Origin of the sequence: Sorangium sp. So ce426, assembly GCF_051475585.1 — a bacterium.
GTDB lineage: Bacteria > Myxococcota_A > Polyangia > Polyangiales > Polyangiaceae > Sorangium > Sorangium cellulosum_B.
This window is the reverse complement of the sequence record NZ_CP150341.1, coordinates 11,940,366-11,963,705: the sequence shown is the minus strand read 5'-3', so window position 1 is coordinate 11,963,705 and position 23,340 is coordinate 11,940,366. Positions and strand designations below refer to the sequence as shown.

18 protein-coding genes and 2 pseudogenes are annotated in these 23,340 nt (G+C 69.9%); 8 read left to right on the top strand and 12 right to left on the bottom strand.

Annotated elements, in window-relative coordinates; translation table 11 throughout:
- Positions 1–135: 135 nt before the first annotated feature.
- A complete protein-coding gene (locus tag WMF44_RS44960) occupies positions 136–1,263 on the bottom strand; it encodes a protein-glutamine glutaminase family protein (RefSeq protein WP_437296191.1) in 1,128 nt (375 codons plus the stop codon).
- 195 nt (positions 1,264–1,458) lie between these two features.
- The gene (locus WMF44_RS44955; RefSeq protein ID WP_437296190.1) at positions 1,459–2,553 is read right to left on the bottom strand and encodes a LacI family DNA-binding transcriptional regulator; all 1,095 of its coding nucleotides are present in this window, start codon (positions 2,551–2,553) and stop codon (positions 1,459–1,461) included.
- 338 nt (positions 2,554–2,891) lie between these two features.
- On the opposite strand from WMF44_RS44955, the gene WMF44_RS44950 reads away from it, so the two are divergent.
- Complete coding sequence (locus tag WMF44_RS44950) at positions 2,892–4,445, top strand: L-fucose/L-arabinose isomerase family protein (protein WP_437296189.1); 1,554 nt, start codon at positions 2,892–2,894, stop codon at positions 4,443–4,445.
- 27 nt (positions 4,446–4,472) lie between these two features.
- Here WMF44_RS44950 and WMF44_RS44945 read toward each other — a convergent pair whose 3' ends face one another.
- The 7 genes from WMF44_RS44945 to WMF44_RS44915 form a co-directional block, all read right to left on the bottom strand.
- Positions 4,473–9,743, bottom strand: a complete 5,271-nt coding sequence (locus tag WMF44_RS44945) for a pentapeptide repeat-containing protein (protein WP_437296188.1) — start codon at positions 9,741–9,743, stop codon at positions 4,473–4,475.
- A 151-nt stretch (positions 9,744–9,894) separates the two neighbouring features.
- Positions 9,895–10,380 (bottom strand): SLATT domain-containing protein, encoded by a 486-nt coding sequence (locus tag WMF44_RS44940; RefSeq protein ID WP_437296187.1) that lies wholly within the window; start codon positions 10,378–10,380, stop codon positions 9,895–9,897.
- Between the two features lie 159 nt (positions 10,381–10,539).
- A complete protein-coding gene (locus tag WMF44_RS44935) occupies positions 10,540–11,874 on the bottom strand; it encodes an outer membrane protein assembly factor BamB family protein (RefSeq protein ID WP_437296186.1) in 1,335 nt (444 codons plus the stop codon).
- A gap of 82 nt (positions 11,875–11,956) precedes the next feature.
- A complete protein-coding gene (locus WMF44_RS44930; RefSeq protein WP_437296185.1) occupies positions 11,957–12,709 on the bottom strand; it encodes an SDR family oxidoreductase in 753 nt (250 codons plus the stop codon).
- Positions 12,710–12,812: 103 nt separating this feature from the next.
- Positions 12,813–13,397 (bottom strand): TetR/AcrR family transcriptional regulator, encoded by a 585-nt coding sequence (locus WMF44_RS44925; RefSeq protein WP_437296184.1) that lies wholly within the window; start codon positions 13,395–13,397, stop codon positions 12,813–12,815.
- 86 nt (positions 13,398–13,483) lie between these two features.
- Positions 13,484–14,365: an RNA polymerase sigma factor SigJ gene (gene sigJ, locus WMF44_RS44920; RefSeq protein ID WP_437296183.1), complete on the bottom strand. Its 882-nt coding sequence runs from the start codon at positions 14,363–14,365 to the stop codon at positions 13,484–13,486.
- 5 nt (positions 14,366–14,370) lie between these two features.
- On the bottom strand, positions 14,371–15,393 hold the full coding sequence (locus WMF44_RS44915) for an NAD(P)H-dependent oxidoreductase (RefSeq protein WP_437296182.1): 1,023 nt from the start codon (positions 15,391–15,393) through the stop codon (positions 14,371–14,373).
- A gap of 143 nt (positions 15,394–15,536) precedes the next feature.
- On the opposite strand from WMF44_RS44915, the pseudogene WMF44_RS44910 reads away from it, so the two are divergent.
- The 3 genes and pseudogenes from WMF44_RS44910 to WMF44_RS44900 form a co-directional block, all read left to right on the top strand.
- A pseudogene (locus tag WMF44_RS44910) lies at positions 15,537–15,704 on the top strand (lipase family protein); the annotation flags it as partial.
- Between the two features lie 60 nt (positions 15,705–15,764).
- Positions 15,765–16,046, top strand: coding sequence for a hypothetical protein (locus tag WMF44_RS44905; protein WP_437296181.1), 282 nt, complete (start codon positions 15,765–15,767; stop codon positions 16,044–16,046).
- Positions 16,047–16,282: 236 nt separating this feature from the next.
- A pseudogene (locus WMF44_RS44900) lies at positions 16,283–16,561 on the top strand (PAS domain-containing protein); the annotation flags it as partial.
- Here WMF44_RS44900 and WMF44_RS44895 read toward each other — a convergent pair.
- Entirely contained in the window at positions 16,533–16,964 is a 432-nt protein-coding gene (locus WMF44_RS44895) for an OsmC family protein (protein WP_437296180.1), read from the bottom strand. The pseudogene WMF44_RS44900 and the gene WMF44_RS44895 sit on opposite strands and share 29 nt — an antisense overlap.
- Positions 16,965–17,399: 435 nt before the next feature.
- Positions 17,400–17,852 carry an FG-GAP-like repeat-containing protein gene (locus WMF44_RS44890; RefSeq protein ID WP_437296179.1) on the bottom strand — a complete coding sequence of 151 codons (453 nt, stop codon included), beginning with the start codon at positions 17,850–17,852 and terminating at the stop codon, positions 17,400–17,402.
- A gap of 610 nt (positions 17,853–18,462) precedes the next feature.
- Between WMF44_RS44890 and WMF44_RS44885 the strand changes: the two genes are divergently transcribed.
- Entirely contained in the window at positions 18,463–19,764 is a 1,302-nt protein-coding gene (locus WMF44_RS44885; RefSeq protein ID WP_437296178.1) for an L-fuconate dehydratase, read from the top strand.
- Between the two features lie 82 nt (positions 19,765–19,846).
- On the opposite strand, the gene WMF44_RS44880 is transcribed toward WMF44_RS44885, so the two are convergent.
- A complete protein-coding gene (locus WMF44_RS44880; protein WP_437296177.1) occupies positions 19,847–20,413 on the bottom strand; it encodes a YaeQ family protein in 567 nt (188 codons plus the stop codon).
- 2 nt (positions 20,414–20,415) lie between these two features.
- On the opposite strand from WMF44_RS44880, the gene WMF44_RS44875 reads away from it, so the two are divergent.
- The 3 genes from WMF44_RS44875 (at position 20,416) to WMF44_RS44865 (ending at position 23,274) form a co-directional block, all read left to right on the top strand.
- Positions 20,416–20,547 (top strand): hypothetical protein, encoded by a 132-nt coding sequence (locus WMF44_RS44875; RefSeq protein ID WP_437296176.1) that lies wholly within the window; start codon positions 20,416–20,418, stop codon positions 20,545–20,547.
- A gap of 167 nt (positions 20,548–20,714) precedes the next feature.
- Complete coding sequence (locus WMF44_RS44870; protein WP_437296175.1) at positions 20,715–21,344, top strand: hypothetical protein; 630 nt, start codon at positions 20,715–20,717, stop codon at positions 21,342–21,344.
- Between the two features lie 220 nt (positions 21,345–21,564).
- The gene (locus WMF44_RS44865; RefSeq protein WP_437296174.1) at positions 21,565–23,274 is read left to right on the top strand and encodes a CotH kinase family protein; all 1,710 of its coding nucleotides are present in this window, start codon (positions 21,565–21,567) and stop codon (positions 23,272–23,274) included.
- Positions 23,275–23,340 lie beyond the last annotated feature (66 nt).

The following is a 23,340-nucleotide window of genomic DNA, read 5'->3' as shown; positions in this document are numbered from 1 at the left end:
GCCGCGGCGATGTACGCGATGTACGCGCCGATCTTCGAGCTCGCGGGAACATCAAGCCAGAACAGGCTCGAGGGCCGCGCCGGTGCTCGGTCATGTGCGGAAGAGCTCTTCACTCTCGAGTGGAGCGACGCCGAGTCACTGAATATGAAGGACCATCGGCTGACTCGCGAGCTCTCCGTTCGACACCGTCACCTGATAGTCGCCGGGCGGATACTCCTGGGTGATCAGGATCCTGCGGATGTTGCAGGCGTCGATGGGCGCGAGCTCGTCGATGCCGTTTCCGGTGATGCGCACGGTCGTCCAGCCTTCGACGAAATTGTCCCCGATGATGTAGATGGGATACCAGACGGGGCTGTCGAACTGGTCCGACGCAAAGCGCCGGATGGTCGGCGGGAGGCCCGGATCGGGCGTGGGCTCCGGCTCGGCGCAGGGGCCCCACGGCGGACAGGCGCCGAGGACCCGGTACGGATCGCGCCCGAGGATCTCCTGAACTCGCCATTCGGTCAGGAGCCGCGTGTGCATGCTGCCATAGGGGTTCAGGTTGGGCGGCGGCGGCTCCACGGGCGCAGCGTCGAAGCACCCCTCCCCCAGGGCGTGGTCGCGGCACAGCGCGACGTCGATGTCGTCGGCGACGCTGAATTGAGAGAGCCACTCCGCGATCGGGAGGGGTCGCGACGGATCGATGGCGGCGTCCAGGATCATGAGCTGCCCACCGACCCGGACCACGGGCGCGACGTGGCCGGACCACGTCACGCTTCCGGACGGCTCGTTGGCTGTCTGGAAGACCAGCCGCTTGCGCGGCTTTGCCTTGACCCTGGCGAAGTAGGGCGTCGGATAGTCCCATTGGTGGAAGAAGTGGACCGCCGCCTCGGCCCGCTCCTCGCAGCCGTTGTCGGCCGCGAGCCAGGGGATCCGCCGCAGAAACCCGGGTTGCTCCGGCACGGTGAGCAGCCGGCTGTCGCGGATCGCGGCGAACCCGGAGCTCAGCTGCTCCTCGGTCCACGTGGGAACGCAGTCGGCCGCCAGGCTCCCCGGCGGGCCCTTGAGCTCATCGAACGAGCGCGGACCGTCGGGCAGCTGGCAGGCCGCGCTCGCGCCGCCTCCGGGGGATCCTTCGTCACCGGGCGAGCCCGCGCCGGACGGCAGGGCGTCGGCGGCGTCCTCCAGCAGCGCTCCCGTGTCGGAGCGATCGATGTCAGGAGCCCGATCGGAAGAAGCGCCCTCGTCGCCTCCACAGGCCGAGACGGCCAGGGCCGCCGACACGACACACAACACTCTTGCAAGAGCAACATAGGACCGTCGCATGAATCTGATCTCCCTGCGCAGTTCGCCCCAGGTCGGGCACATGCCGTCCGAGGGACTGCAATCCGTGTCACGCCCTCCGCGAATCTCCGCGGATGCCTACGGTTCGCCCCCACGGAACCTTCCCGCCAGAAAACCGATCGATGTGGTGGGTGGTCACGAGCGGTCGGCTCTCCGTGTCCGCGCGCGAGCTCGCCTCTCGCCGCGCGGCACCTCCGATGTTCGCGCGGTGAGGCGAGGGGGGAGCAGGACCTCTCGCGTGACCTTGGCGCCGGCCAGCATTTCGAGGAGCAGCCGGACCGCTTCGCGCCCTATCGCGCCGACGTCCTGATCGACGGTCGCGACGGGATAGCGCAGGAGATCGGCCATCAGGATGTCGTCGAATCCGACGACCTCGATCTCGTCGGGCACGGAGAGGCCGGCGGCGCGGATGGCCCGCAGGGTCCCGACAGTGCTCCAGAAATTCGCCGCGTAGACGGCCAGAGGTCCACGCAGCCGCTGGAGAAGCTCGACCATGCGCGTTTCGGCCGCTTCCGGGGTGGCCTCCTTCAACTCCTCGATGGCCGCCGCCGTGACGCCGCTCCGCGTCAACTCCGCCTGGAACCCGTCGAGACGAACTCGGTAGGTCGGGATGTCGAGCGGGCCGCCGATGTAGACGAGCGACCGATCCTTGTGCCTCAGCAGGTGGCGGAGCGCCAGCACGGAGCCGGCGGCGTGATCGGTGCGCACGCACGCCACGTCGAGGTCCGGGACCGCCCGGTCGATCTGCACGAAGGGAAGTCCCTGCTTGTGCGCCTCGATGAGATCACAATCCCCTCCTGAAACCGGGGACACGATGAGCCCATCCACCCGGGACTCGTGCACGAGCTGCAGCGCGCGACGCTGGCGCCCCGCGTTGCCGGCCAGGTGGCTCACCACGAGCGTGTAGCCATGGAGCTCGGCCTCGCGCTCGGCGCCGACGGCTATCCCGGCCCAGAACGGGTTCGCCAGGTCCTCGACGGCGAGCGAGATCGCGTACGATTTTTGCTCCCGGAACGCCTGGGCCATGGCGTTGGTCCGGTACCCCAGCTTCTGGGCCAGCGCCCAGACCCGCTCCACCGTGGCGGCGCTGATGCGGAACTTCGCGTGCTTGCCCGTCAGGACGTGAGACACCGTCGTCTGGGACAACCCCAGCTGTTCGGCGATGTCCTTCATACGGACCGGACGCAGGCCGGGCACGTGCGGCGGGTCGGGGTCGGGGGGATCGTTCAAGCGCGCGCTCCGTTTAGCTAATTCGGATTAGCTGTTGACGCTAGCACGGACATGCATAGTATTGAAGCCGAATACGCGGTCGGTGGTCGCGGTCCCTCGCGCGCGAGGGGGCCATGGCAGCGATCTACGGATCCGCCCGATCGAACAATCGTTCAGCGAGCGGCGTCAACGCGCTGGCGGGGGTCTCGTTCGAGCTCCGCCCGGGTGATGTGTACGCCCTGGCAAGGAGGCGCTCCCAGCGTACGTGGGCGCCGATGCGACGACGACCTTGACGTTCACCGACGGGCTGGAGCGGCGAGGCCATTCTGGCTCAAGCCCGCCTGCTCCAGGAGACAGCAATGGCACAGAGTGAACCGGTGATCTTGGGCTTCATGGGCAACCGCGGCTTCTTTCCGACGGAGTTCGCGGAGGAGGGAGCGAAAGCCACCCGATCGGCCGTGGGCCATGTGCTCGGACAGCGCGTGCGCTACGTCGATCTCGGCAACGTCGAGACCTACGCCGACGCGCGCGCGGCCGCGGGCGTCGCCCAGCAGTACCGCCGGGCTCCCGACGGCGGCGGGGCCATCGGCGTCATCTGCTCGATGTACAACTTCTCCGACGAGAACGGGATCCGGGACTTCCTGCGGCTCGCCGACCTCGACGTGCCGGTGCTGCTGCACACCGAGCCTGACGTGCGCGGCCTGGGACGCATGGGACAGAAGGGCCGGCGGGACGGGGCGTGCGGGCGCTTTTCGGCCGCCAACGCGCTCCGCCACATCGGCTACCCGTACACCCTCACGTCCAGGCATTGCGAAGCCGTGAGCTCGGCCGCCTTCGCGGACGATCTCCACGCCTTCTACGCGAGCTGCGTCCTGGCATCGAAGTTCCGTCGCCGGGGCCGCGGCGTGCGCCTCGGGCTGGTGGGCTCGGGGCCCGACGCGTTCCAGACGGTCACCAACGTCTCCACCGAGCTCCTGGGGCACATGGGCCTGAGCACGGTCGGCCTGGAGCTCATCGCGCTCGATCGACAGATGCGCAAGGTCTCGCCGCGCGAGCTGTCCGCCCAGCTGGAGGCCGTCTCCGGCTACATCGCGGCGGCTGACGTTCCGCGCGCCTCGCTGGAGGCGATCGCCCGGATGGGCGTCGTCTTCGATCGCTTCGTGAAAGAGAACGACCTCGACGGCATCGCGGTGCGCTGCTGGACGGAGATGCAGAAGTACCAGATCGGCGGAGAGGTGGGCGTGATGCCCTGCACCTGCATGAGCATGCTCTCGGACAAGCTCATCCCCGCCGCCTGCGAGACCGACATCGCGGGCTGGATGGGGATGTACATGCTGCAGTGTGCTTCCGGGCTCGTGCCGCTGCTGGGCGACTGGAACAACATGTACGATGACGAGCGCGAGGAGGTGGATCTCTTCCACTGCGGCGTCTGGGCCAAGAGCGTGATGCGCCCCGGCGCCCGCATCACCCGCCAGGAGATCCTGGCCACCCAGGCCGACATCGGCGCGGAGAACACCTGGGGCGCCGTCGACGGCGAGCTCAAGGCGGGCACCTGCGCCTTTCTGAGGCCCTGCACCAACGCGCGCGAAGGCAGCGTGTTCCTCTACGGCGGGGTGGGCCGGGTCAGCGAAGAAGGCGTCGACACCTTCGGCACGCGCGGCCGCATCCAGATCCCGCGCATCCAGGAGCTCTTCCGCTATTTGACGCAGCCCGAGCGAGCGGTGGAGCACCACACCGCCCTCGTGGTCGGGACGCAGAAGAACATCGAGCTGACGATGAAGGCGATCCGAGATGCGGTGCCCTACATCAATGCCCAGGCGGGCCTCGGCCGCGGCGGACAAGCGCTTGTCGATTTCTACGAGCACAGCCAGGTGGGCGAGCTCCGAGGCGACGGCCGGCTCGCTACGACGTAGCTTGACGTGGGCTCGGGCGCGGTCCGCCTATACGGTGCCGCTCCCGGGCGGCGTTCCGGCGGGCCGGAGCGCGATGAGGGGCGCGTCGTCGGGGATGCGGAGGGGGTTCGGCAGGTAGGGATCGAGCTCGCCGGGCTCGAAGCGGCAGAGGCCGATCACGTGCCAGAAGGAACCTGCGATGTCGCCGCCGAACCTGTAACGACCGTCGGGGGTGAAGGCGGCCCATCCCTCGGCGCAGGGCAGGAGGATCGCGAGACATCGGCCGGTGGCGACCCGCCAGAGGCGGAGGGTGCCGTCGGTCGAGGCAGAAGCGAGGAGCGTGCCGTCAGGGCTGAAGGTGACGCTCGCCACAGCGGCAGTGTGGCCCCTGAGAGCGCCGAGGAATCGACCGCTTCCGGCCTCCCACAACCTCACGATCGTATCGTACGAACCCGAGGCCAGCGTTCGGCCGTCAGGGCTGAACGCCACGCTCGTCGCCCCCTTGCCGTGGTCCTCGAAGACACGGAGGGCTCGCCCGCTCTCGACCTCCCACAACCTCACGGTCGTGTCATTCGACCCCGAGGCCAGCGTCCGGCCATCGGGGCTGAACGCCACGCTCGTCACCACCTTGCCATGACCCCCGAAGGAGCGGAGGACTCGGCCGCTCTCGACCTCCCACAATTTCGTTGTCGTGTCATTCGACCCCGAGGCCAGCGTCCGGCCGTCAGGGCTGAACACCACGCTCGTCGCCGCCTTGCCATGGCCCTCGAAGACGCGGAGGGCTCGCCCGCTCTCGACCTCCCACAACCTCACGGTCGTGTCATGCGACCCCGAGGCCAGCGTCCGGCCATCAGGGCTGAATACAACGCTCGTCACCGCCTTGCCATGACCGCCCAGGGTGCTCAGGGCTCGCCCGCCCTCGACCTCCCACAACCTCACGGTCGTGTCATGCGACCCCGAGGCCAGCGTCCGGCCGTCAGGGCTGAACGCCACGCTCACCACGTGATGGCTGTGGCTCTCGAAGACGCGGAGGACTCGACCGCTCTCGACCTCCCACAACCTCACGTTCGTGTCATGCGACCCCGAGGCCAGCGTCCGGCCGCCGGGGCTGAACGCGACGCTCGTCACCACCTTGTGATGTCCCCCCAGGGTGCGAAGGACTCGACCGCTGTCGACCTCCCACAACCTCACGGTCGTATCATTCGGCTCCAGGGCCAGCGTCCGGCCATCAGGGCTGAACGCCACGCTCATCACGTCATGGCTGTGGCTCTCGAAGACGCGGAGGACCTGCCCGCTGTCGACCTCCCACAACCTCACGGATGTATCATTCGACCCCGAGGCCAGCGTCCGGCCGTCAGGACTGAAGACAACGCTGTTCACCCGGGCGCCATGGCCCTCGAGGACGCGGAGGGCTCGCCCGCTCTCGACCTCCCACAACCTCACGGTCATGTCACGCGACCCCGAAGCAAGCGTCCGGCCATCAGGCCTGAACGCCACGCTCGTCACCATCAGGCCGTGGCCCTCGAAGACACGGAGGGATCGGCCGCTCTCGACCTCCCACAACCTCACGGTCATGTCATCCGACGCCGAAGCGAGCGTCCGGCCATCAGGGCTGAACACGACGCTGTTCACCCAGTTGCCATGACCCTCGAAGACGCGCAGGACGTGCCCGCTCTCGACCTTCCACAGGCGCATTGCACGCCCCGCCCCCGAGGCCAGCGTCCGGCCGTCAGCGCTGAACACGACGCTCCTCACCCCGACGCCATGGCCCTCGAAGACGCGGAGGGCTCGCCCGCTCTCGACCTTCCACAACATCACGCTCGAGTCATCCGACCCCGAGGCCAGCGTCCGGCCATCGGGGCTGAACGCCACGCTGTTCACCGGACCGAGGTGTCCGGCTATCCCCCGGATGGCTCGCCCGGAGACCACATCCCAGAGCCGGACCGAGCCGTCGCCATGGCCCGTCGCGAGGAGATCTCCCGAGGGATTCCAGGCCACCGCATTGCACGATGACACCGGTATCCACATCAGGTCAGCCCCGGAAGGCCGAGGTGGCGCCGCCCCTTCCGCCACGAGCGACGCGACGGCCACCCCCCGGGCGCCGACCAGCTTGGCGCCGCGCAGCGTCGCCCCGGCGAGGTCGGCGCCGGTCAAATCCGCGTCCACGAGGCGGGCGAACGACAGGTCCGCGCCCCGGAGATCGGCGCCCATCAGCGAAGCGTTGCGCAGATCCGCCCGTCCAAGCCGCGCCGAGAGGAGCGAGGCGCCGGCCAGCCTGGCCTCGACCAGCGCCGCGTTCGCGAGGTTGGCCCTCGCCAGATTGGCGCTCCGGAGATCCGCGCGGTTGAGGTTCTGCCCGCTCAGGTCCTGGCCGGCCAGGTTCACGCCCTCGACCACCTCGATCTCGTCCTCCCCGACGACCGCCGCCCCCTGCTCGCTCTTCTCCAGCAAGCGCACGATCCGCAGCCCGTTGTCCTTCGCGTGCCCCTTGGCCGCCCCGTGCAGCACCCGCGCCGCCCACGCCGCCGCCTGCTCGCGCCCCGCGAGCGACACGAAGAAGTCCACCATCAGCTCGCTCATCTCGTCGGCCGCGAGCGCCGCGCTGTCCCCTGTGTCCTGCACCTCCCGCGCCGCCGCCTCGGCCACGAGCCACTCCAGGACCGAGCGGTGGACGAACGAGAAGGCGCCCTCCGCGTCCCGCACGAGCAGCGATCCCGAGCCGATCAGGAACTCGACCATCGCCCGCTCCAGCGGCGGCCCGTCCTTCGGCTGTACGCCCTTCACGAGGCTCTCCGGCAGCTCGGCGATCCCGACCGCGCGCGCCCGCCGGTCCCACAGCAGCCGCGCGAGCTCGGTCATCGCGCCCCGGAGCGCCTCGCGCGAGATGCCGCGCGGCGCTCCCCGCGGGTTGGCGCGCCGGTGCTCGTGGTCGAGCCACTGCTCCACGAGCAGCTCGTACAGCTTGGCCGCGGTGATCTCGCCCGTCCCCTCCTTGGCTTCGAGGAGCTTTCTCTCCTCGATCTTCGCGATGAACCCGAGCATGCGCGGGTTCTCCGAGAGCCCGAGCAGATCGCTGACCTCGTGGAGCAGCCTGTACCGGGCCTCGGCCTCCGCGGGCTCGGGGATCAGGTTGCCGAGGAACCGCCGGATCTGCGGCTGCCCGAACCCCTCCAGCTGCACGAGCCGGTAGCCCTGCACCTGCTCCGCCCGCCGGGCGAGCTCCTGCTCGATCTGCCGGTCATCGAGGAAGTGCTGCGTCCGGCTGGTCACCACGACCTTCGCGATCCCCTCGGCCGCCTGCATCACGGTCTCGAAGTGCTCGAGCACCCGGTCGTACGTCAGCCGCAGGGCGAGCTCGTCGAAGCCGTCGAAGAGCAGCGCGATCCGCCCCTCGGCCAGCATGTAGCCGAAGGCGCGCGGATCGATCGGCTCGTCCGCGAGCGCGAAGTGCTGCGCGACGAGCACGCTCAGCGACCGCTGCTTCTCGAGCCGGCTCATCTCGATGAGCACCGGCACGAGCGGGTGCTTCTCTCTCGCCATCCGCCGCGCGAGCTCATGCAAGAGGAACGTCTTGCCCGCGCCGAAGTCGCCGAGCACCAGCACGAAGCGCCGGCGGGGCGCGTCGAGCAGCTCCCACAGCGATGCGAGCGCGCTCTCGGTCGCGCTCTTTTCTCGGTCGCCGAGGCTCACCACCGCCGGCTGCTCCACGTAGAGCCACGGCGGGTAGATCGGGTCCGCCTCGAGCCGGTCCGTCTGTCGTTCGAGGTACCGGCCGAAATCGATGAGCCCCTGGTATTCGGAGAAGCTCTTCAGCACGACGCCGCGACGCCACGCGCGCTGGACCAGCTCCGGCGGCGCCTTCGGGCCCGTGTGGATCAGCGTCGATCGCAGCAGCGGATCCTGCTCCCGGAACGGGCGCTCCACCTCGGTCACGTAGCGCGCGACGAGCTCCTCCGTGATCGACTGGTCGAGCGCGCCGATCACCCGCAGGTCGACGAGCGCTCCGTCCCGCGCCGCCACCTCGAGCACGCCCGCGAACGGCGGCGGCGTCCGGTGCCTCGTGACGGTCGCGCCGGGCGCGCGCAGGAGCGCCACGCGCTCGATCCGCTGGAGGAAGCCGTCGTGCCGCTCCTCGAACGCGCGCTCGCCGCGCTCGCCGTCTCCCCAGGTGCAATCCACCTCTCCAGCCGGCCCGTGCCGCCCCGGCAGCTCGCGCTCCGGCCGCGGCGCCGGCTCGAGGTGCTTCTGCAGGAACGCGACAAGCACCGCCGCCGAGGCGCGGCACGCGAACGCGCGGAAGCCGTCGTCCTTGGCGAGGTCGGCGTGATCGCTCACCGCCTTCACGAAGATCGACCGCTTCTGGCAGCGGCCCGCGAGGTCGCCGATCGCCGCGCCCTCCATCTCCAGGCCGAGCGTGCCCCGCACAACGCGCTGGAGGTCGCCCCAGATGCCCGGGTCCTGCGCCACCGCCGTGAGCGTGGCGACGGCGCCGACGTGCACGCAGAGCGGCGGGTCGGCCGGCGGACCGTCCGGGTGGAGCAGCCGCTCCTCCAGCGCCTTCTCCCGCCCCGCCTCGGTGAGGCGCAGCGCGCCGCCCTTCATCGCGGCGAGCCCGTCCTTCACGGCCTCCTTGAGCCGCGCCGTCCACCCAGGACAGGCGCGCCTCCGGTCGGGGTGCGAGACCGGCGAGGGCCCGCCCTCCGCCTCGTGCGCGTGGAGCGCGTCGAGCAGCCACCGCTGCTGGGCTTCCCGGGAGGGCGGGCGCTCGCGGGAGAGCGCCGCGAGGTCGAGCTCGCGCGCGAGGAAGGCGGCGTCCATCTTCCACGTGGCCGCGAGATCGAACGTGCGCAGGTCGTGGAGGAGCTCCGCCTCCTTGCCCGGCGGCGCGACGCGCTTGCCCTCGTCGAAGCTGTAGAGCCGGTCGGCCACGATCACGTCGCCGAGCGCCACCTTGCGGGGGTCGCCCGCGCAGATGCCGCACATCGCGAGGCACGCAGGATCGAGCTCGGAGACGAGCTGCTGCCCCCGGATCGCCGCCGTGCGCTGGCCCGCCTCGCCGATCCACGCCGCGGCCACCGCGAGCGACCCGCCGTGGGCGCTCGGAAAGGCGCGCCGGTAGTAGCGGAAGCCGCCGAGGTCCCGCAGCTCGCGCCACCCCGCGGCGCCGCCATCGCCCTGCGCGAGCACCCCCTCGAGCTCGTCCTGGAGCGCCACGACCACGAGCACGTCGATCGGCCCGACGTCGACCTCCGCGCTTGCGTCCGCGCCTCCCCGGCCCTCGTCCCGCGCCTCCGCCGTGTCGTGCTGCGCCTTCGCCACGCAATGCATCGTGCAGCCGGAGCGAGAGGCACCGCAATAGACACGGCGCGCGGAGGAGAACCAGCGCAGGAGCTCCCCGGCGCGGGCCCCGGCTCGGCTCGAAGCCGGAGCTCGTCGGGCTCGACGAGGTCGCGCAACCGCGACGATCTATCTACACGTTACCATCCTCGGAGTCCGGAGCTCTTCGAAGCCTCGACTCCGTGAGCGCACCGATGTTCTCCGGGCTTGGCACCAAGGGGACCCATTGCTCATGGGAGAACATCACGATCTCGGCGACCCGCTTGGCGAGCAGGCGATCGCGGTCGGCCGCCCTTTCGAAGCCTGCGAATCCGAACGAATGCGCCGCCTGCAGATCCTCGATACGCCGCTGACACGTGCGGTACAGCGCCCAGAGCTGCTGAGGCTTCCTCAGCTGGAGCCATGTCGTCATTCCCGCTGCCAGCAGCGAGAGCAGCGACGGCGTCAGTTTGCTCAGCCAGAACCCCTCTCCGAGCATGACAAATATCGGCGCCACCAGCGTGCATGCAACGACGGCGGTGAAGCAGATCAACGCCTCGGCCTTGTTGTGATCCGCCTTTTTCTCGAAGTGTAGACGCCATTTCCCTGCATAGCGTACCGCGTCAAGCTCGTCGGACATGGTGATTCGAATCTTTGCTGTCGCTGGTGGAGAGCGCTTCCAGCTCGCCGCGAAGTATTGCACCCGAGGGGTGCGGTCGAGGCTACGTGCTCCTCCGACGGTGGATCAAGTCGGCCGGGGTGTCCTCGGACCGAGAGCGTGCGATGACGGCTCTTGGCTTCATTCACCTGCTCCTGAACGCCTCGCGCCGGCCATCGCGGCGTCCACCGGCCTCGTGCCGGCCGCTGCGGCCTCCGCGGGCCTCGCGGGGGCCGCCGCGACGGTGAGCCCGTCGGCCTGCACCACACACGCCTGGATCGGCCGGCCGAGCGACGCGCGCCCCGCCACGGCCCCGCGCTGCGCTTCGAGGAACGTGATCCCGCCGCGCGCGTCGCACAGCGCGAAGCCGCCCGCGTAGGCGGCGCCGCCGAGGAAGTCGGCCTCGCCGGCGTGGGCCCAGGCGAGCGCGCCGGAGCGCGCGTCGAGGCCGACCGCGGCCCGGTAGTACGTCGCCACGTAGCGCTCCGCCTCGATGCCCGGCGGGCCGGCCGCGCGAGGGCGGGCGTAGAGCCGCGCCCTGTCCTCGGCCGAGGCGGCCAGCGCGAGCACCTCGGTCCCTGCGGTCATCCAGACCGGCGCCCCGGGCAGCTCGCGCGCCGGCAGCCGCGCGGTCGACGCGCGCCCGGCCGCGCCGAGCCCGATCGAGGCGTCGAACCGCGTCGCCGCCTCGCCGCCGAAGAAGACCACCCCGCCGAGCAGGAAGGCGTGGCTCACCTCGGTGCGGAGCAGCGCCCGCGCCACCTCGCCGCCGGTCTGCAGGTCGAACACCGTGACGTAACGCCCCTGCCAGGGCAGGAACGCGTAGCGCCCCACGACCGCGGGCACGCCGATGGCGGCGGAGTCCTCGATCTGGCGCAGCACGAGCCCCTCGCGGCTCACCGCGAGCACGACGCTCCTGGTGCCGGTGGTCGACACGAGGGACACCACGGTGGTCTCTCCGTCGTCGCCCGCGCCGCGGAGCCTGCCGCCGGCGCGCCGCTTCCAGAGCAGCTCCCCGGTGCGCGCGTCGAGGGCGAACAGCTCGCCCCGGCCGAGCCCGACGACGACGCTCCCCGCGACGGCAGGGCGCGCGTCGAGCGGGTGCACGAAGGTCCACGCCGGGCCGCCGTCGAGCGGCACCCCGACGAGCTCGGGCGCGGCCGCGCCGGCGACGACGCCGACCGCCACGTCGGCGCCGAGAGGGATGCGCCTGCCCGCGAACCGCCGCTGGAAGGCCGCGATGCCCGCGCCGCCGTCGTCCTTCCAGCGCGGGTCGAACGCCTCGCCCTGCGTCTGGCCGCCGCCGCAGGCCACGGACAGGGCCGCGAGCGCAGCGCACACAGCGACGAGCGGCGCGCGGGCGCGGGCGGCGGCGCAGCGCGGGCGCGGGGCTCGTCCGCGGGCCGTGGCCGGAATGGCCCAGTTCGAATCGATGATCTCGGGCACCTGCGCCCACGTTCCGGCCGTCCCCCGCATGCGATGTGTTCCTGCGCCGGTCGTAGCGTGGCTTCGGCTCACCGAGCAAGCGAGGCAGGTCCCTGCGAGCAGCGCTGGCAGCTCACGCCGAGAAGGCGCCGTCGATCGTCAGGCTCACGCCGTTGATGTAGGTCGACTCGGGCCGGGCCAGGTAAGTCACGAACCGCGCGATCTCGTCGGGGTCGGCGATGCGCTTCTCGGGGCTCAGGTTGCGCACCCAGTCGACGTGCGGGCCGTCGGCCGGCATCATGTCGGTCGTCGTCGGGCCAGGCTGGACGTTGATGACCGAGATGCCGCGCGGGGCGAAATCCAGCGCCAGCCCGCGCACCAGACGGGCGACCGCGGCCTTCGTCATCCCGTAGACGGCCGAGCCGGCGAGCATCGCGCGCTCGGCGATGTTGCTGCCGATGACGAGGATCTTCCCGCCGCGCGAGAGGTGATTCGCCGCGGCCTTGGCGGCGACGAACACGCCGCGCACGTTGACGGCGAGCATCCTGTCGAAGTCCTCGAGGCGGTATTCGTCCGCATTGCCGAAGATCAGGATGCCGGCGTTGTTCACGAGGACGTCGAGCCCGCCGAGCGCCCTCGCGCCCTCGGCGATCGCGCGCTCGAGCGCGCTCGCATCGGCGCTGTCGGCCTGAAGGGCGATGGCGCGCCCGCCCCCGGACTCGACGGCCGCGACGAGCTCCCGCGCCCGGTCCGGCCGGCTCACGTAGGTGAAGGCGACCGCCGCGCCCTCCCGCGCGAGGCGCTTCACGATGGCCGCGCCGATGCCGCGCGATCCGCCGATGACGATCGCCTTCTTCCCTGCGAGCGGCCCGATGTCGTTGTTCATGCTGAGCTCCTTTGCGTCGTTGGCTGCTGTGCTTCGTTTTACTTGAACGATCAGTCAAAAATAGCGCGCGGCGAGGGCGCGGTCCGGCGCGGCCGCCGCGCGATCAGCGCGGGCGCAGGCTCTGGACCGCGAAGGCCGCGACGTCGCGGAGGGCTTCGGTCGATGCGCCGGCCTTGGCTTGCACCTTCATCCCGCCGAGCGTGGTCGCGAGGAAGCGAGCGGCCGCGCGGCTGTCGACCGCGCAGCCGATGTCACCCTTCGCCTTGCCGTCGTCGATGACGTCCTTGAGCACGGTCTCCAGCAGCGCGACGCTCGTCGCGGTGAGCGCGCGCACCTCGTCGTCCTCGCGGGCGAGCTCGCAGACGGCGTTCACGCCCATGCAGCCGCGGGAGCGCGCCGTGCCGTGCTCCTCGGCGAGGTCGATGAGGACACGCTCGAGCGCCGCGAGCGCGGTCGATCCGGCCCGGAGCGCCTTGATCACCGAGGCGATGCTGTCGGCGTTGTAGGCGCGGAGCGCCTCGAGGAACAGCCGTCGCTTGTCGCCGAACGTGTCGTAGAGGCTCTGTCGGCCGATCCCCATGGCACGGACGAGATCCTCGGTCGAGGTGCCGGCGAAGCCCTTCTCCCAGAAGACCGGGATGGCGCGCCGGAGCACCTCGTCGCGATCGAACTCCTTGGGCCGGGCCACGGGGAGAGCATGACCGTTCTGGACTGCCGGGTCCAGAAAAAAGAGCAGGGCGCCGCGCCTGCTTTCCCTCGCCGGGCCCGCGCCGCTCAGCCCGCCTCAGCGAGGAAGGCTGCGAGCTTCTCCGGGTTGCGGTGGGCATAGACCCCTCGAATCACGCCCTCGTCGACGATCACGCTCACGGCGGCGATCAGCCGACCGTCGTCGTGGACAAGGAGCCCCGGGGAGCCGTTGAACCACCGCACCACGAAGCGGTAGCGGCCATCGGGATGCGCCGTGGCGCTCCAGACGCGGGCGAAGAAGGTGCTCACCGCGTCCGCGCCGCGGAGCACATGGGTCACCGTCTCGGCCTTGCCGCCCCCGTCGGCGTGGAGCTCCACGCCCTCCGCGAGCAGGCTGCGGAGCTCGTCGATCCGGCCGGCGCGCGCGGCGTTCAGGAACGCGGTCAGGAGGCGCTGGTGCTCGGTGGACGACGCCGCGAACTTCGGCCGCGCGTCGCGGACCCGCGCGCGGGCACGGGAGGCGAGCTTCCGGCACGCCGCGCTCTCTTTGCCGAGCAGGGTGGAGATCTCGTCGAAGCTGTAGCCGAACACGTCGTGCAGCAGGAACGCGGCCCGCTCGTTCGGCGTCAACCTCTCGAGGGCGTGCATCAACGCCACCGAGACGGTCTCGTCGATCTGCGGCTCCTCGTCAGGGCTCCGCGACTCCTCCATCAACGGCTCCGGCAGCCAGGTGCCCACGTACGTCTCTCTCCGGGAACGCGCCGATTGCAGCGTGTTCAGCGCGATGCGGCTGCACACCGTGACGAGCCACGCACGCGGGTCGCGGATCGGGTCGATGTCTGTCTGGCTCCACTTCAAGAACGTCTCCTGCACGATGTCGAGCGCGTCGGCGCGCGTGCCGAGCATCCGGTAAGCGAGCCCCTCGAGGAGGGGGCGGTGGCTCTCGAAGAGACGCGTTCGGTGATCCATGACGGTTACTCGATGGCGTTGGACATCAGCACGGCGAAGCGCCAGCCCTGCGCCGTCCGCCGGAAGACATGCGTGTACTTCTGCCGCGCGGCGAAGACGCCCGCGGCCCCGCCGCGCCGCATGGCCACCTCTTGCCGGCCCACCTCGACGGCCAGGTCGCCGCTCCGCTCGATCCGCTCCGGCGTCTTCCTGAACGACGCGAAGCTCGCGCTCCGGAAGAGCTCCGCTTCGCACGCGAGGAACCGCTCGCGGCCGGAGACGACCTCGTGCCCCGGGATCAGGAGCTGGATGTCGTCGGCGCAAAGCGCCGCGTAGGCCTCCGCGTCGCCCCGCTGGATGGCAGCAGCCTGCGCGGCACGCAGCCCGCCGATCTCCCGGCGATCTTGCTCGGTGAACGGCCCGAGCCACACCGGCTCTCCAGGAGAGGCGAAGAGATCGTCGATCTCGGCCCGCGCGCGCGCGACGCGACGCGACCGAGAGGCCTCGTCTCCGCTCATCCCATCCAGCGAGATCACGTCGACCTTCGTGACGCCGATGAAGGCCAGCATCGCCCGCAGCGTGCGGGTCTGAAGCTCGTCCTCGGCGGCGGGCGAGGCGACGCCGCCGCGCGCCGTCACGACGGACGCCGACTTGCTGTTGAGGAGCCCCACGTAGCGCCCTTCTACCTGTGCAAACGTCCGGTCATTGCGGATGACGTGATCGAAGTAGGCCTTGAGGGTCGATGGCAGCGTGAGGTTGTACAGCGGGCTGCTGATCAGCAAGTGATCGGCCGAGCTCAGCTCATCGATCAAGGCGTCGGACAGCACGAGGCCCTCGGGCGGCGGCCCCCCGGAAGGCGGCGGGGGCGCGAGAAACGCAGCGATGGTCGCGGCGTCGAGGTGTGGCACCGGATACCGGGCGAGGTCGCGAACGATGACGCGGCCGCCCGGATTCGATTCTGTCCAGCGTACCTGGAAATAGTCCGCCACGCTCCGCGAGATCGACCCTTGCGTACGGGCGCTTGCATCGATTCTGAGCAGTCTCTTCATGTCCTCTCCCGGTGGGGTCCGCTACGAGGACAAGGCAGCCCCCCGGAATGTGACCGCCGGCGCAGCACGAACGCAGGCGCTCACGCCCGGCACGTCAGGTCCGCCCGCGCCGCCAGGCGCCCCTTGCGCCAGCGCAGCGGCGCATCGGCGGGCACAGCCTGGGCGGCGCACTCGCGGTCCTGGCCGCCGCGGAGATCCACCGGGATCCCCTCCTCGCTCCCCTCCAGAGGAAGGTCCGCGGTATCTACACCTTCGGCCAGCCCATGGTTGGCGATGCGGTGTTCGCGCAGACGTGCGACGATCGGTTCGGAGAGAAGCTTTTCCGGCACGTCTACCGGCGCGACGCTGTACCCCAGTTCCCGCCGATCAGGATGGGGAAGTTCGCGCACTCCGGGCAGCTCTACACCGCGCCGCCGCTCGACACCGGCTGGGCTTTGCAGCGCACGCAGACGAGCGCGAACGGGCTGCTTATCGGCAGCGAGCAAGCCCTCGCAGGGACAGCGGCGCTAGCGCTGGGGGCCATCGCCTGGCTCAAGGACCAGCTCCCCCTCTTCTCGTGGCTGCCCCTGCCGTGCTCGCTGGGGGATCACTCCCCGCTCAACTCCCTCCGCACATCCCTCCAGGTCGTCCCTGGCTCCGAGTTCCGCCCCTGAGCGGCGCGGTGCCAGCATGGCGTAGACAATGTTGCATAGTCGAGTGAGCTCGTTGGATCTGCTGGTTTTTATAGGCGGAACTTTGGACCGCGGAGCGTGGCCTATCCTCACGCCGTGAGGATATCCAAGCGATGACCAGAGCCGAGGTTGACACCGAGGTCGCCGAGCTGCAAGTCCGGGTGGCGGAGCTCGAGCACCAGCTCGCGCAAGTCCGGTAGGAGCGGGACGAGTACGAGCAGATCGTGCACCGCGCGCCTGCGCTCATCTCGCGGCTCACACCCGACGGGCGGGTGGTGTACACGAACACGACCTGCGAGCAGATCATCGGCTACAAGCTCGAAGAGGTCATCGGCCAGGAGCTGCTCCCGATACTGACCTTGCTGTCGGGCATCTCGCGGTCCCAGGCGAGCACGGCGATCCCGCCTGGGAGCGGCCTCCGGTCTCGCAAGGCCCGCTCCCTGGCAATCACACCCCCTCACCGACCTCTCACTCGATCAACGTCGCATCGAGGGTGATCTCGGCATTGAACAGCTTGGACACCGGACACCCGGCCTTGGCCATGCCGGTGAGCTTCTCGAACGTCGCCTGATCCGCGCCCGGGATCTTGGCCTTCAACGTCAGATGAACGGCGGTGATGGCGAAGCCCCCTTCCACCTGCTCCAGCGTGACCTGCGCCGAGGTGTTCATCTGTTCGGCGGTGAGCTTGGCTTCGCCCAGGATCAGGGACAGAGCCATCGTGAAGCAGCTGGCATGGGCGGCGCCGATCAGCTCTTCGGGGTTGCTGCCACGCTGCCCTTCGAAGCGGCTGGCGAACCCGTAGGGATAGTCCTTGAGCGCGCCGCTCTCGGTGGAGATGGATCCCTTGCCATCCTTGATTCCACCTTGCCAGGCCGCCGAACCGTTCCTCTTGATCTTCATCTCTAGCTCTCCTCGGTCGAAGCGCGAGCTCTGCGGTGCGCGCGCGGGTGAAACAGCGGACACCGAATAGCGCGGCCGAGCCACCGGCGCAAGTGACATGGGTGCAGCCCCCACGTTGCTACGGCGTTTCGCATGGCTTCATGACCGGCAACGCATGATTCAGGACGCCGTCTTCATTTGCCTCTTCGCATCGTGCGTGACCGTTGGCACCGGCTTCGGCGCGAACCGGAGTGAAGCACGGCGCGCGAGGTATGACTCGAAATCTGCCCATAAGCGCCTGGCGGTGCGCGAGCACGGTGCCCCCCTCGCCAGACGACGGCGGAGCGACTCCGACGGGTCCGGTTGCGCGACCTCGATCGGCAGGTGCGGGAACCAGCAGGATCGACCTTGCGGACGCCGCGTTCCGATGATGCCTTCTCCCCGACAGCCTCTCGCTCAGGGCACCGTCGTGTTGAGCAGGAGCTGATTCGCCTGGCTATAATTCCCCAGCATGAGATCCAGGTCCCCGTCGCCATCCATGTCGCCGACGTCTCCGTCGGCCGTCAAGAGGAGGGTCTGGGTGAGCCAGGGGGCGTCGATCTGGTCGAAGTAGCCGCCGGCGTTCCTGTACAGCGAGTGCTTGCGCGACAACATCGAGGGGATGTTGCCCCGCAGCATGACGATGTCCACGTCGCCGTCCGTGTCGAAGTCGCCGAGCTCGACCTCGCGAGCGTCGGCGTCGTAGGCGTGCGCGCTGATCCGGCTCGCCGTCACGTCGGCGAAGTACCCGGTCCCGTTGTTCGAGAGCAGGACAGTCTGATCTCCGCCTGCGGGGGCGAACACCAGATCCAGGTCCTCATCGGCGTCGAGGTCCGCAGCCTCGACGTCGACCGATCCGAATCGTGCCATCGCAGCTGCATATCAATGCTAAGGCGGCGACCCATCGTCCACGTTTCATAAGATTCTCTCGCTGATGCCCGAAGATTGAACCAAGATGGAAGTCGGCAGATCCACGATGGAGGGCATTCAGGGGGCGTGCTGCATGACGTGCCTGTCGCCGTCCCGTTTGACGCCGGCCCGCGTGTCGGGCGTGCACCGGGTGCCAGGCAGGCATGGCAATGCTCATGCCCGCCGGCTCTGCAAGCGCGACCATGTCTCTCGGCCGGCTTCTGTCGCGAGGGCGGGCGTGAGGTGGCGCGATGTCACGGTGCGACGGCCCGCTGTCGCGTGACAGTGTCACGTGACAGTCACGGGACACGAGCCGGCCCGCCGCTCCGGCCCCCGGCTGGCCTCGACGAAGCACGTCTCCGGCTTCGGCCGCGGATTGTGGATGACGCGGCGCATCTCCGTCCCAGCCGCAGCCTCCGCCGATCGCCCGGATCCGCCGTACGCGGCGCGTGCGCCTGCCGCACGAGCCGGTCGATCAGGGGTGTGGGGTCGTGCTCGGCTGGGCTCCATCGGCATCTGACACACGAGGCTATGCCCGCTGTCCGGCGTAGCTCACACGAAGGGGGACCCCATGTCCGTGTGCATCACCGATGTCATCGCCCGCGACATCCGCTTTCCGACCTCGCGCTCTCTCGCCGGCTCGGACGCCATGAACCCGAGGCCGGACTACTCGGCGGCCTACGTCGTGCTCGAGACCGATGGCCCGGAGCGGATCGCGGGGCATGGCCTGACCTTCACGATCGGCCGTGGCAACGAGCTCTGCGTGGCGGCGATCGACGCGCTCCGCCCCCTGCTCGTGGGCAGGCGCGTCGACGCCATGACGGCCGACATGGGCGCTTTCTGGGACGAGATCACCGGCGACAGCCAGCTCCGCTGGGTCGGCCCGGAGAAGGGGATCATCCACCTGGCGACGGCCGCCGTCGTCAACGCCGCCTGGGATCTGTGGGCGAAGACCGCGGGCAAACCGCTCTGGAAGCTGCTCGTGGACATGACCCCGGAGGAGCTCGTCCGCTGCGTCAGCTTCCGCTACATCACGGACGTGCTGAGCCCCGAGGAGGCGCTCGAGATCCTCCGCCGGAACGCGCCCACCCGCGCGGCGCGGGAAGACGAGATGCGGCAGCACGGCTTTCCGGCCTACACGACCTCGGCAGGGTGGATCGGCTATTCCGACGACAAGCTGCGCCAGTTATGCCGCGAGGCGCTCGCGCGCGGCTTCTCCCATTTCAAGATCAAGGTCGGCGCGAGCATCGATGACGACGTCCGCCGGGCGCAGATCATCCGGGAGGAGATCGGGGCGCAGCGCCGGCTCATGATGGATGCCAACCAGGTGTGGGACGTCGGCCAGGCCATCGCCAGCATGCGGCGCCTCGCCGCGTTCGATCCGTGGTGGATCGAGGAGCCCACGAGCCCCGACGACATCCTCGGCCACGCCGCGATCGCCAGGGCGATCGCGCCGATCGGCGTGGCGACGGGGGAGCACACCCACAATCGCGTCATGTTCAAGCAGATGTTCCAGGCGGACGCGATCCGGTTCTGCCAGGCGGACGGCGCCCGGCTGGGCGGCGTCAACGAGGTGCTCGCCGTGCTGCTCATGGCGGCCAAGTTCGGCGTCCCGGTCTGCCCTCACACCGGCGGGGTCGGCCTCTCGGAGATCATGCAGCACATCTCGCTCTTCGACTACATCTGCGTGAGCGCGTCGCTCGAGGATCGCATCCTGGAGCATGTGGATCACCTCCACGAGCACTTCGTCGATCCGGTCGTCGTCCAGGCCGGCCGGTACATGCCGCCCACCGCGCCGGGGTACAGCACCACCATGCGACCCGCGTCGCTCGATCAGTTCGAGTTTCCGACCGGCGCGGCGTGGGCGAGGTGAGGCGGGCTGCCGACGTGCCGTGCGCCTGCGAGAGCAGCCGAGCGCTCCGGAGGGCAAAGCCTGGCCTCTTGCCTCGACGCCATCACGGCTCTTCGAGCCGCGAGCGGACGACCTCACCGTCGAGCGTGCTGCCGTCGGCCTCGATATAGAGGTGATCGCCCACGATCGTGACCGCCCATTTGCGCCGCAACCCCGTGTTCTCCGCGAGCGCGGCGACGAGGCGGTGGTCGACGGTGGAGAGCGAGATCGCGCCGGTGACCTTGCTCGCGCGCGAGGCGGCCTCACGCGCGCCGGACACGAGCTCGTCGCGCCGGCGCGCGTCCGAAAAGAGCGCGTGAACGGCCACGCCCGGGTTGTGCTGCACGACTCTCTTGAGCTTCTCGAACGGCGCCGCGCCGCACTCGATCCACGTGAGGACGCGGCCCGCGGGATCGCGGGTCCAGAGGTCTGCCGCCTCGGCGTCGCAGAGCCCTGGGCCGAAGGCGAGGCCCTCCTCGTGAAAGAGGCAATACGCGAGCACCCGCAGCATGACGTGCTCGGCGCTCTCCGACGGGTGGCGGGCGACGATCACCCGCTCGCTCGCCTCGCGGCCGCGATCGACGTGCGAGAGGTCGATGCGGAAGTCCATTCGCGTCGAGGGGAGTGCCATCGATGCTCCCGCTAGCCTCGATGCGCCGCGCCGCCGTCGCCGGACGCGGCTTCGGGCAGCGCCGCTGCCTCTTCTCGTCGCTCTCGCCGCAGGCGGGCGCCGAGCACGACAACCCCTGTGTTCAACATCGATGACCTCCGGAGCGCGCCGCTGTTCGCATCGCGCAGGACCGTGCTCCAGCCGAGTACCACGCGAGCGAAGGAGAGCCTATCTGGAACGTGCCTCACGGTCACGCGCTTCGCGCGGATCTCCCTCGCACGGCGTCGCGATCGTCGGCCGGTGATGGTATAGGGCCTTGTCCATGATGTCCCGCCGCGCCGTGATCGCCGCAGCCGGCCTGTTCTCCGCCGGCGCGCTCGCCCCGGGCCTGGCCCGCGCGGCGGGGCGCGTGCCCCCTCCCCTCCCCGCGTTTCCCCTCTCGATCGCGGTGACGGAGGAGGAGGCGGGGGAGCCGGTGCGCGACGACGCCTGGATCGACGCGCAGGTCGCCGAGGCGGTCCGGCTGTTCGAGCCCGCCGGTGTGGCGCTGCGCAGGGTCGCCTCGCGCGCGCTCGCCCCGCGGTTTTCGCGGATCGAGACGCGCGAGGACCGGGACGCGCTCGCCTCGGCGATCGAGGCGCGCCGGATCAACGTGATGGTGGTCGCGTCGCTGCGGGACGTCGACGATCCGCGGCGCTTCCGGATGGGCGTGCACTGGCGGCACCGGGCGACGCCGGAGCGGCGCTTCGTCATCCTCGCGGCGAACGCGCGGCCCACCGTGCTCGCGCACGAGCTCGGGCACTTCTTCGGCCTCGGGCACAGCGGCGTCGACGACAACGTGATGAGCTACACGCGCACCGGAGCGCCCGTCTCCTTCGACGCGGCGCAGATCGCGAAGATCCGGTCCGCCGCCCGCGGGTACGCGTCGAGCAAGGCGTTCGAGCCCGCCTGAAACGGGACCTCCGCTCGAGCGCGCCGGGGCGCGGCCCCGCTGCTGCCGCGCTCGTTCGCCCCCCGCCGCGCAGCCCCCGCCCCGCGCGGCATCGTACCTACTCATCACGAACCATCCGACATACGCAGGACTGCATGGATTTCGGCCCGATTCGAGGAGGACGCGAGGCCCATCACGCGCTCGTTCGAATTCACGAGCGACCCGAGTAAGCTGTGCGGGAATGTTCTACGTATCGAAGCTCGCGGCGCTGCGCGTCGCGGGGGTGTTCGTGCTGGCCTCGCTCGGGGGCTGCTCCAGCGAGGCGCGCGATGACGCGAAAGCGCCTGTGCCTGCGCCTGTGCCTGCCCCGAAGTCGCTGGCCGTCGTGTTCACGCCGAAGGGAGGCACCTTCCAGACGTCCGAGCCCGTGGAGCTCACGGTCGAGAACGAGCGCGCCGTTGTGCACTTCACGACCGACGGCTCGCTGCCCACCGCGAGCTCGCCGGTCTACGTCGAGCCGCTCGTGCTCACCGCGTCCACGCGGGTGCGCGCCCTCGCCGTCGTCCCTCACGCCGCGCCCTCCGGAGAGGGGGGCAACGGGGGGGCGGGCAGCGACGGGGGAGCGGGCGGCGACGGGGCCGACCTCCTCGGGCCGATCGCGAGCGAGGCGTATTTCAAGGTCGCCGCCGACAGCGCGGAGTTCAGCTCGGAGCTGCCGATCATCGTGATCCACACCTTCGAGTCGAAGCAGCTCGACCCGCTCGAAACCGAGTTCGTCCCGGCCACGTTCATGCTGCTCGAGCCCCAGGATGGGCAAACCAGGCTCCTGGGCCGCGCGAGCTTCGATGGCCGCATCGGCATCCACGTCCGCGGCGCGACGTCTCGCGAGTTTCCGAAGAAGCAATACGCCGTCGAATTTCGTGACGACGCGCTGGACACGGATCTCGACCGGGAGTTCCTGGGGATGCCGGCGGACTCCGACTGGGTGCTCAGCGATCCGGTGAGCTTCGACCGCTCGCTGATCCGCAACGCGCTCGCCTTCGAGATGAGCAACCGCATCGGCCGGTACGCGCCGCGCACGAGCTTCGTCGAGGTGTTCCTCGTCGACTCGGGGGCCGACGTGGCGAAGAAGAGCTTCCTCGGGTTCTACACGGCGATCGAGAAGATCAAGCGCGGGAAGGCGCGTGTCCCGGTGGCCAAGCTCTCGGCCGACGATCTCACGGAGCCGGACGTGACCGGCGGCTTCCTCTTGCGCATCGACAAGGGCGAAGATCATTTCAAGGCCGCCGGCCAGGACCTCCAGTTCGTGTACCCCGACCCGGAGGACATGCTGGCCCCCGCGCGAAGGCCGCAGCTCGACTACATCCGCAGTTACATCGACGACTTCGGTCAGGCCGTCGACGCGGATGACTTCAAGCAGCCCAGCAGCGGCAAACACTATTCGAGCTTCATCGATCAAGACGCCTTCATCGACCACAACATCATCAGCGCCCTGACGAAGAACGTCGATGCCCTGCGGATCAGCACGTACTTCTTCAAAGATCGACAGGGCCTCCTCTCGGCCGGCCCCGTGTGGGACTTCGACCGGAGCCTCGGAACGCCCTACGATGGACGCGCGTTCGAGCCGGAGGAGTGGAAGCTCGAGGGCTCCGACGGGACCGACTACTTCACCGAGGGCTGGTGGGGGTCGCTGTTCCGCGATCCGGCGTTCAAGGCGCGGTACAAGGAACGATTCTTGGCGCTGCTCCAGGGCGAGCTCGCGCCCGACGAGCTCGACGCCATGGTGGACGGCCTGGTGCGCAAGGCGGGAGCTCCGGCCGTGGAGAGGAACTTCGCGCGCTGGCCGGATTCCCCGCCTCTCGATGGGTCCCACGACGCCGAGATCAGCCTGCTCAAGGACTTTCTCCGCAGGCGGGCCAGCTGGATTCACGACCAGCTCATGACGTGGTGAACGTGCGTTTCATGAGCACGGCCCACGCGACGTGGCGCGACGTCGCGAACGACTCCCCGTCGCGCA